At 64.0% G+C, this 7630-nt stretch carries 7 protein-coding genes; 2 read left to right on the top strand and 5 right to left on the bottom strand.

The window, feature by feature from the left end:
* The first annotated feature begins 415 nt into the window (after nt 1-415).
* Nucleotides 416-1345 (top strand): aspartyl/asparaginyl beta-hydroxylase domain-containing protein, encoded by a 930-nt coding sequence (locus tag WA702_RS09815; RefSeq protein WP_425110326.1) that lies wholly within the window; start codon nt 416-418, stop codon nt 1343-1345.
* Between the two features lie 282 nt (nt 1346-1627).
* Here the strand turns inward: WA702_RS09815 and WA702_RS09810 are convergent, their stop codons facing one another.
* From WA702_RS09810 to galE, 3 genes are all read right to left on the bottom strand, one after another.
* Nucleotides 1628-2332, bottom strand: a complete 705-nt coding sequence (locus WA702_RS09810; protein ID WP_425110325.1) for a fumarylacetoacetate hydrolase family protein — start codon at nt 2330-2332, stop codon at nt 1628-1630.
* 33 nt (nt 2333-2365) lie between these two features.
* On the bottom strand, nt 2366-4177 hold the full coding sequence (locus WA702_RS09805) for an ABC transporter ATP-binding protein (protein WP_425110324.1): 1812 nt from the start codon (nt 4175-4177) through the stop codon (nt 2366-2368).
* Between the two features lie 105 nt (nt 4178-4282).
* Nucleotides 4283-5296: a UDP-glucose 4-epimerase GalE gene (galE, locus tag WA702_RS09800; protein WP_425110323.1), complete on the bottom strand. Its 1014-nt coding sequence runs from the start codon at nt 5294-5296 to the stop codon at nt 4283-4285.
* 127 nt (nt 5297-5423) lie between these two features.
* On the opposite strand from galE, the gene WA702_RS09795 reads away from it, so the two are divergent.
* The gene (locus tag WA702_RS09795; RefSeq protein ID WP_425110322.1) at nt 5424-6470 is read left to right on the top strand and encodes a glycosyltransferase family 4 protein; all 1047 of its coding nucleotides are present in this window, start codon (nt 5424-5426) and stop codon (nt 6468-6470) included.
* Here WA702_RS09795 and WA702_RS09790 read toward each other — a convergent pair.
* Both WA702_RS09790 and WA702_RS09785 read right to left on the bottom strand, forming a co-directional pair.
* Nucleotides 6452-6985: a D-glycero-alpha-D-manno-heptose-1,7-bisphosphate 7-phosphatase gene (locus WA702_RS09790; protein WP_425110321.1), complete on the bottom strand. Its 534-nt coding sequence runs from the start codon at nt 6983-6985 to the stop codon at nt 6452-6454. The genes WA702_RS09795 and WA702_RS09790 overlap by 19 nt on opposite strands.
* The gene (locus WA702_RS09785; RefSeq protein WP_425110320.1) at nt 6982-7578 is read right to left on the bottom strand and encodes a D-sedoheptulose 7-phosphate isomerase; all 597 of its coding nucleotides are present in this window, start codon (nt 7576-7578) and stop codon (nt 6982-6984) included. Before WA702_RS09785 ends, WA702_RS09790 begins: the two co-directional genes overlap by 4 nt.
* Nucleotides 7579-7630 lie beyond the last annotated feature (52 nt).

Genomic DNA, 7630 nt, shown 5'->3' with positions numbered 1-7630 from the left:
CGTGGATGCCGTCGTCGCCTTGACCGGCTGCGACCACGATGCGCTGACCTTGTTCATTCGCAGGCTGTATCTGGCCGGCCTCAAGGATCCCAAGCGGCTTACCTTCAAGGGATTTGCAGGCGCTGGCGCAAGGCTGAACAGCCGGCATCCTGCGGTTTGCTCGCGGCGTGTTGCATTGCTGTGGGATGAGAGCAGGGCATCGATAGACATACGCGCTGTTGCAGCACGGGCACGGCGCGATGGAATCGCGCACCGCGTTCGGTCACATTTCGCTCACCAGGGGTGCGGCACGTCGGCCTTCCCGCTACGGTACTCGGTGAATTGCCGCGTCAGACAGTCCTCTCTAGGATCGTCTGTTCGTCAGACGAGGTGAGGCGATGGGAGCCCCTGACCGGCATGATCATGGGGTCCGGCTATGCTCAGACAGCTTTTCGCACCGCAGCTTGTTGCTCTCTATATTTTGAGCGGCACGACCATCTACGTGCATTTCCGCGGCAAGCAGCGGCTTCGTTTCGCGCGCCAGCTTGGCGACCATTCGACCTATCTCGCACCCTACAACGTGCTGATGTATGCGGGCTCGGCGGTGCCGAACGAGCCGGTGATCCCGACCGAGCAGTTTCCGGAGTTGCAGAAGCTCACCGACAATTGGGAGATGATCCGCGACGAGGCGCGGCTTCTGTTCGACGAGGGTTTCATTCGTGCGGCCGCCGGCAACAACGATTGGGGCTTCTACTCGTTCTTCAAGAGCGGCTGGAAGCGCTTCTATCTGAAATGGTACGATGACTTCCTTCCCTCTGCGCGCACGCTGTGCCCGAAGACGGTCGAGCTTCTGAATTCGATTCCTAACGTGCACGGCGCGATGTTCGCGATGCTGCCGCCGGGCGGCAAGCTGGGCGCCCATCGCGATCCGTTCGCCGGCTCGTTGCGCTATCACCTTGGTCTGGTGACGCCGAATTCCGACAAATGCCGGATCCTGGTCGACGGCGTGCCCTGCGTCTGGCGTGACGGCGAGGCCTTCATGTTCGACGAGACCTTCATCCACAGTGCCGAGAATGCCACCGACGTCAACCGTATCATCCTGTTCTGCGACGTCGAGCGTCCGATGAAGTACGGCTTCATGAGCGCAATCAATCGCTGGGTCAGCCATCACATCGTCAAGGCCTCGGCGACCCAGAACGTCGAAGGCGAGCATGTCGGCATGCTGAACAAGGTGTTCGGCAAGCTGTACGAAATCCATCTCGCCAGCCGCAAGGTGAAGCAGTGGAATCGGACAGTATACTACACGGCCAAGTACGCGCTGACGGTCGTGATCGTCGGCCTGATCGTGGCGTCGGCGTTTAGGTGACAACTCAGAGGTTGAGCGACCAGCAGCTTGTTCGCTGTAGGTTGACAGTCTTTGCATGCTCCAATCTCCGCTGTCATCGTCCGGCTTGACCGGACGATCCAGTACCTGGAGACGGTCGTGATCAGTGGAGAGGCCGCGGCGTACTGGATCCTCCGCTTTCGCGGAGGATGACGACGGAGTGTTTGGCGGGCGCTGCCGTCATCCCAACAACAGCGGACGAATCAAAAAGGGGCCGAGCGACTCGATTGCGCGGCCTTCTTCAATTCGACAGGGCGGCGGCTCCTACTTTGCCGGCTCGCCGATCGAGACTTTCAGCGTACCGACGCTATCGACGCCGCATTCGATCTTGTCGCCCGGCACCAGCGCGGCGACGCCGGCCGGCGTGCCCGTCATGATGATGTCGCCGGCGCCGATCTCGACCTGCTGCGACAGCTTCCAGATGATCTCCGGCACGCTCCAGATCAGCTCGGTGAGGTCGCCCTTCTGCCGCTCGGTGCCGTTTACCGACAGCCAGATCCTGCCCTTGGACGGATGGCCGATCTTCGATGCCGGCTGCACCGCGGAGCACGGCGCGGACTGCTCGAACGACTTGCCGATTTCCCAGGGCCGCTCCTTCTTGCGCGAGGCGATCTGCAGGTCGCGCCGCGTCAGGTCGATGCCGACCGCGTAGCCGTAGACATGGTCGAGCGCCTTCTCGACCGGGATGTTGGCACCGCCGCTCTTCATCGCGACGATCATCTCGACCTCGTGGTGCATGTCCTTGGTCAGCGACGGGTAGGGGATGACAGCGCCTTCCGGTGCCAGCATATCGGCATGCTTGGCGAAGAAGAACGGCGGGTCGCGCTCGTCATTGCCCATCTCGCGGATGTGCTCGAGGTAGTTGCGCCCGACGCACCAGATCCGGCGCACGGGAAAGGCGCCGGCTTCGCCGACGACGGGGAGCGAGGCTTGCGGCGGGGCCGGGATGACGAAATGGGTGGCGCTCATGAAATCGATCTCGGGTAAGGGGCGAGGGAAAACTCAGGATACCGCGCTGATCGGCGCGATCAGGGGGACCGACCCGGTGTCGCGCTGCTGCAGACGGAAGAACGAAGCATAGCGGCCGCCACGGCGCAACAGATCGTCATGCCGGCCCCGCTCGACAATCTCGCCGGCCTCGACCACCAGGATGGTGTCGGCGTGCATGATGGTGTGAAGGCGGTGCGCGATCACGAGGGTGGTGCGGTTCTGGCAGAGGTGTTCGATCGCCTCCTGCACCTGCCGCTCGGACTCGGAGTCCAGCGCGGCGGTGGCCTCGTCCAGCAGGATTATCGGAGCGTTGCGGAGCAGAGCGCGCGCCACTGCGATACGTTGGCGCTGGCCGCCGGAGAGCTGGGTGCCGAGCTCGCCGACCGGTGTGTCATAGCCGAGCGGGAAGCTCGTGATGAAATCGTGCGCGCAGGCGGCCTTCGCGGCTTCGATGATCTCAGCCTCGGTCGCGCGCGGCTTGCCGAAAGCGATGTTGGCGCGGATGGTGTCGCGGAACAAATAGACGTCCTGGCCGACATAGGCGACCTGCTCGCGCAGGGATCGCCGCGACACCTGCGAGATCAACTGGCCGTCGATCAGGATCTCGCCTTCGGTCACCTCATAGAAGCGCAAAAGCAGCGCCAGCACGGTCGACTTGCCGCCGCCTGACGGACCGACCAGCGCGGTCATTCTGCCGGGTTCGGTGACAAAGCTCATCCGGTTCAGCACTGGCTCGTTACTGCGGTAGGCAAAGCTGACGTCGCGCAGCTCGATCCGCGCCTGCGACAGTTTCAAGGGGGGCTTGTCGTCGTCGGACTTCTCGGTGGCGGGACTATCGACGACCTCGAGCAGCATGCGCGCGCCGACGAGCTGGCTGTTGAGGTCGATGTTCAGCCGGGCAAGCCGCTTGGCCGGCTCGGTCGCCATCAGGAACGCGGTCATGAAGGAGAAGAACTGGCCGGGGGTGGCGTTGAGCGCGACCACGGCATAACCGCCATACATCAGGCAGCCGGCCACAGCGAAGCCGCCGAGCATCTCCATCAGCGGGTTCGAGCGGTTGGACACCCGCGCCATCTTATTGGCGTTGCGCTCGACGATCGCGATGTCCTCGTCGATGCGCGCGCGCATCGCGTCTTCCAGCGTGAACGCCTTCACCGTGCGGATGCCCTGCAGCGATTCCTGCATGGTCTCGAGGATGTCGGCGGTGCCGGTGAACTGATGATAGGCGAGCCCCTTGATGCGCTTGACCAGCTTGCGCAGCACCAGCATGGCCGGCGGCACCGTGATCAGGCCGAGGACCGACATCAGCGGATCCTGCGCCACCATCACGGCAATCATGCTGATCAGGAGCAGGAAGTCGCGGCCGATCGCATTGATCAGCATATTCAGCACGTCGGTGATGGATTTGGCGCCGGCGGTCAGCCGCGCCAGGAATTCGGAGGAGTGCCGCTCCGAGAAGAAGCCGATGCTCTCGCTCATCAGCTTGGCGAACAGCTTGCGCTGATTGTTGGCGAGAATGGAATTGGAGATCTTCGACAGGATCACCGCATAGCCGTAGGTGCTCACGCCCTTGACGAACAGCAGCACCACGGTGACGCCGGACAGCACGACGATGCCGGGAACGCTCTTCTCGACATAGGCCTTGTTGATGACCTGGCCGAGCACGTAGGCGGCGCCGGCGCTGGCTCCGGCCGAGAGGCCCATCAGCAGGAACGCCGTCAGATAGCGCCGCCAGTAGGCGACCCCTTGTTCCATGAACAGGCGGCGGACCAGGACCGCAGCGCCATAGGGATCGTCGGTGATTTTCTTTGGAAATTCGGCCATTCTGGTCCCTCGCTGGCCGGGGCGAAGCGCCCGGCCGGCAAGGGGCTGATTGCCCGCTCGGGACGGCTTTTTCAAGCCCATTAAGGGCTTGCGGGGGATAGCGGCCTAGGCCGAGACCAACTGCCGGACCTCGCTGTTGCGTTCGCGGAACAGTTTCTCCTCCCAGGCGAGCGCGTGGGCGGCAATGGTCTCAAGATCGTCGCAGACCGGCGTCCAGTCCAGCGTGCTGCGGATCCGGCTGGTATCGGCAACCATGGTCATGATGTCACCCGGCCGCCGCGGCGCGAACTGGACCGGAATGTTACGGCCGGAGACGCGGCGCACCGCCTCGATCGTCTCCAGCACCGAATAGCCGCGGCCGTACCCACAATTCAGCGTGATCGAGCCGCCGCCGGCGCGCAGATAGGCCAGGGCGGAGCGATGGGCCTGGGCGAGGTCGGCGACATGGATGAAATCACGGATGCAGGTGCCATCCGGGGTCGGGTAATCGGTGCCATAGACGTCGATCTTGGCGCGCTGGCCGGTGGCGACCTCCATCGCGATCTTCAGCAGATGCGAGGCGCCGGCGGTGGCGAGCCCGATGCGTGCGAGCGGATCGGCGCCGCCGACATTGAAATAGCGCAGCACCACGTAGCGCATGTCGTGCGCCGAGGCCACGTCATGCAGCATGATCTCGGTCATCAGTTTGGAGCTGCCGTAGGGCGACAGCGGGCGCGTGCGCGCGGTCTCCGGTACTGGAACCTGTTCGGGATCGCCATAGACCGCAGCCGTCGACGAGAAGATGAAGCGGTCGACACCGCGCTTCACCGCAGCATTGAGCAGGCTGCGCGTCGTCATCGTGTTGTTGCGGTAGTAAAGCAGCGGATCGCGCACCGATTCCGGCACGACCACGGAGCCTGCGAAATGAATGATGCTGTCGACGCCGTGCTGGCTGATCACGCCGTCCACGAGGTTTTCATCGCCGGCATCGCCGATGAACAGCGGCACCCCTTCGGGCACGGCGCTGGAAAAGCCGGTCGAAAGATCGTCGATTACGACGACGCTTTCGCCGGCCTCAACCAGCGCAAGCACCATATGGCTGCCGATATAGCCGGCACCCCCAGTGACGAGCACGGTCATTGTTTGACTCATTCCCTGTTGTTTTGAAGGAAACTAGCCCGGTTGGGTGAAGGGAGGGTTTCGACAAAGCCGAACTGGTGACTATCGTTAATCTTGCGTATAGGGAGTTGCATAACGGGAGCTTGACGTGCCGACCGAAGCCTTATCTGCAGCCGATCTCGACGGCATCGTGCCGAACTTGCACCGTCGCTATTCGGGCGTTACGGCGACCAACCGGATGGTGGCGCCGAAGCTCGCGCAGCGCGTTCGCGCGGCCTGGCTGGGCTCTTATGCGCCAGATGGTATCGCACGCATGCGGGCCGCGGATTTGCTCAAGGTCTGGCGTCGCAAACGGCCATTGATCTGGCACGCGCGGCGCAACAACGAAATGATCGTGGGCGTGCTGCTGCGCGCGCTCGGCTGGCCGTTCAAGCTTGTCTTCACCTCGGCCGCGCAGCGCCATCACACCTGGATCACGCGCTGGCTGATCCGCCGCATGGACGCCATCATTGCCACCAGCGTCATCTCCGCATCCTATCTGAAGCGCGAGGCGACCGTGGTGATGCATGGCGTCGATACCGATGTCTATGCGCCGCCCGCCGACCGCGCGGCTGCGTTCGCGGAAAGCGGGCTGCCCGGCAGTTACGCGATCGGCTGCTTCGGCCGCGTGCGCGCGCAGAAGGGCAGCGACGTCTTCGTCGCGGCGATGTGCCGGCTGTTGCCGCGCTATCCGGATTTTTCCGCCGTGCTGGTCGGCGCTGTCACGCCGGAGCAGGCGCCGTTCGCCAATGAGCTGAAGAAGCAGATCGCAGGTGCCGGACTGGAGAGCCGCATCGTCATCACGGGCGAGCTGGAGATCGCCGAGGTGCAGCGCTGGTATCAGCGCCTGACGATCTACGCCTTCACCTCGCGCAATGAAGGTTTTGGCCTCACCTTGATCGAGGCGATGGCGGCGGGCGTCGCATTGGTGGCGTCACGCGCAGGCGCGGCCGAGCTCGTGACCGATGACGGCGTCACCGGCGTGCTGGTGCCGCCGGGCGATGTCGACGCGCTGGTGGCGGCGCTCGAGCCCTTGATGCGCGATCCACTGGCTGCGCATGCCATGGGCGAGCGCGCCCGTGCGCGCGTCGTGGAGCAGTTCAGCCTCGATGCCGAGGCTGACAAGATCGCTGCTGTTTACCGCACGCTGGTCTGAGCCATCACGTCGACGACAAAGGCGTCGAGATCGCCGCCCTTGAACAGGAAGCCGGGAAGCCCTGCAGCCGTCGCGGCCGCGATATCGGAGGAGCGGTCGCCAATCACAAAACTGCCTTCGCGCTGAACCGGCCAATGCGCCATCAAATCGAGGATCATGCCGGGAGCGGGTTTGCGCCAGGGATGCTCGCGCAGATAGGCCTCGACCGTTCCCTCAGTGTGATAGGGGCAGTAGCGGATGTCGTCGATGTGAGCGCCTTGCGCTGTCAGCTCCGCACGCATCCAGTCGTGCAAGGTGACGACGTCGTCCTCGCTGAACAGGCCGCGCGCGACGCCGGACTGATTGGTGAACAGGAAGACGTGATAGCCCGACACGTTCAAGCGGCGGATTGCCTGGGCGACGTTCGGCATCCAGCGGATGCGTTCGCGCGTGCCGATATAATCGTCGTCGTGATTGAGGACGCCGTCGCGGTCGAGAAAGGCGGCGGGCTTGAGCGGTCTGGTGTCGCTGGTCATGATCTTGTCGAGGCGTCCATCAGCGCCTGCTCGACTGCGGCACAAATGCCATGCGCGGTCGCGAGATGGATCTGTTGGATGATCGGCGTGTCGTCGCTGGGCGCGACCAGCAGGAGATCGCAGAGCTCGGCCATTGTGTGGCCTTTTGCGCCGGTGAAGCCGACGGTGGTGAGGCCGCGTTCGCGCGCCTTGCGCAGCGCGTTGAGGATGCTCGGCGAGCGGCCCGAGGTCGAGATTGCCAGCAGCACGTCGCCGCGCTGGCCAAGGCCTTCGACCTGGCGCGCAAACACCTGGTCGTAGCCATAATCGTTGCCGATCGCAGTCAGCGCCGACGTGTCGGTGGTCAGCGCGATCGCCGCGTAAGCCGGCCGCTCCTGTTTGTAGCGGCCGACGATCTCGGCTGCGATATGCTGGGCATCGGCGGCGCTGCCGCCATTGCCAACCAGCAGCAGCTTGTTGCCGTCGCGCAGTGCCGTGACGATCGCGGCCGCGATGCGGCGCGCAACAGCGAGCATCGTGGTGTCGTTGCTGGCGCGCTCGAATGCGGCGAGCGAGGCTGCGAGATGACTGGCGATCAGGTCGTTGCGGCTCATGTCTGCTTCGAAAATTGCCGTCGCGTCTTGGTACCCAGCACGCCCCGGCTTC

The organism is Bradyrhizobium sp. (assembly GCF_049798375.1).
Lineage (GTDB): Bacteria > Pseudomonadota > Alphaproteobacteria > Rhizobiales > Xanthobacteraceae > Bradyrhizobium.
Note: the sequence above shows the minus strand (reverse complement) of the source record. Positions and strands in the feature narration are given on the sequence as shown.